The organism is Novosphingobium sp. KN65.2 (assembly GCF_001368935.1).
In the GTDB taxonomy this organism is placed as follows: domain Bacteria; phylum Pseudomonadota; class Alphaproteobacteria; order Sphingomonadales; family Sphingomonadaceae; genus Novosphingobium; species Novosphingobium mathurense.
This window is the reverse complement of record NZ_CCBH010000028.1, coordinates 1-1,529: the sequence shown is the minus strand read 5'-3', so window position 1 is coordinate 1,529 and position 1,529 is coordinate 1. Positions and strand designations below refer to the sequence as shown.

Here is a 1,529-nt window from a genome sequence, read left to right as displayed (position 1 = left end):
GGCAGTTGCCACCGGGGGGAACACCAAGGGCACCCGCCCTTTCGTTCCCGAAGCATAATCGACAGGACCGGGTTGCACGCCAAGTTCGGCCAGTTCCCCCGCGCCCCCCCCCCCCGGGGCCTCCCTAGACGCGCCGCCCGCACCACTCCCATCGATTTTGCTTCCCCCTCCCCATCCCGCGCTTCGCCAGCGGGTCAGAGCCGCAGGCCGCAGGCAGCGGCTTCGCCTAAAGGAGTGAGGAAAATGGAAGCGACAACTGACCAGATCGCCACCATCGCGGCGCTGAACGACATTGCGCGGCGAACGATGGGTGTGACTTGTCGCACCGTGATTACGCAAGGCATCGCGGCGCTGGACGAGAACACGCAGTCCGACATTCTCAAGATGATCGAGGGCTTTGAGGATTTCACACCCGACAACGACCCGCACGGCGAGCATGACGCCGGTTTCCTTTATCGTGATGTGATCGGCCAATGGCATACCCGCTGGACTGACGACAGCACGCGCCCAGCCCTCTCGGTCATGTGGAAGTTCGACTATTACGACCGCGATCTTGAATTTGGCAGCGCCGAACCGTGGAATCCCGATGCCACAACCCGCGTGCTCACCATTCTCCTAACCAGTGAATATTGAGGGAGGCCATCATGACCAAATCGCCCCCGGTTATCGAGCTTAGCTGGCGTGATGAGAATTATGGTTCCGTCTGCGCCGTCGCCGCTTTCCGCAACTATGCGGGCACACTGGATTGGAGCGACCGCACCCACCAGCGGTTTCGCGGATGCCTGAAACGTGCAGGCTTCGCGTTCCATTGGGGGCGATGCAGCTATATCGCCACCAGCGGCACCCGCGAAGAGAGGCAGCACGCCCTTTGTGACGAGCTGGCCCGCGCAGGATTCCAGATCGACAGCGGCGACGTGAGGGCAGAGGCATGAACCGCGAACGCCGCAAGCAGATCGCCGCCGCCCGCGTGCTGATCGACAAGGGCAAAGCCCTGTTGGATGAGGCGCGCGACATGCTTGAAACCGTCAAGGATGACGAACAGGCCGCCCGCGAGAATCTACCACCCAGCCTTGAGGACAGCGAACGTGCGCAGGCGATGGACGCCGCAGTTTCCGAACTGGAAAGCGCGATTTCAGCCCTTGAAGACTTCGACGCCGACGAGATCGGCACAAACCTCGACACCGCCAGCGAATAGGAAGGATTGACCATGCAACCCATGCGCCACCTAGATCGAGACACGCGCCGCGCCCGCCTTCTGGCGGCGCGCACGCGCCCCGTCGGCGGCATCAACCGGCGCGGCATCTTCACCGGCCATTGGGACGGCGGCGATGTTGTGCGCCAGTTTCGCGGCGACAACGGATCATGGATCGGCCTTGCCGCCTACAAGGCGAAAGAAGAGCCGGAGCCGCAGCCATGAAAATCAGCAACACGGCGAGCGCCGTTCGCGTCACCCTCTCGCCTACCGAGATCAGCGATTTGCAATTTGTGATCGAGGCGGCCGAGCGCGCGGGGCATTATATGCCCGCGCG

4 protein-coding genes are annotated in these 1,529 nt (G+C 62.9%); all 4 read left to right on the top strand.

Annotation, left to right across the window (positions count from 1 at the left end):
* Positions 1-243: 243 nt before the first annotated feature.
* The 4 genes from SPHV1_RS01150 to SPHV1_RS01135 are packed head-to-tail and all read left to right on the top strand — an operon-like array spanning position 244 to position 1,417.
* Positions 244-633, top strand: a complete 390-nt coding sequence (locus SPHV1_RS01150) for a DUF3768 domain-containing protein (RefSeq protein ID WP_008831643.1) — start codon at positions 244-246, stop codon at positions 631-633.
* Positions 634-644: 11 nt separating this feature from the next.
* On the top strand, positions 645-932 hold the full coding sequence (locus tag SPHV1_RS01145) for a hypothetical protein (RefSeq protein WP_030541545.1): 288 nt from the start codon (positions 645-647) through the stop codon (positions 930-932).
* Complete coding sequence (locus tag SPHV1_RS01140; RefSeq protein WP_008831641.1) at positions 929-1,195, top strand: hypothetical protein; 267 nt, start codon at positions 929-931, stop codon at positions 1,193-1,195. The genes SPHV1_RS01145 and SPHV1_RS01140 overlap by 4 nt, the downstream gene beginning before the upstream one ends.
* A 12-nt stretch (positions 1,196-1,207) precedes the next feature.
* On the top strand, positions 1,208-1,417 hold the full coding sequence (locus tag SPHV1_RS01135; protein ID WP_004213310.1) for a hypothetical protein: 210 nt from the start codon (positions 1,208-1,210) through the stop codon (positions 1,415-1,417).
* Positions 1,418-1,529 lie beyond the last annotated feature (112 nt).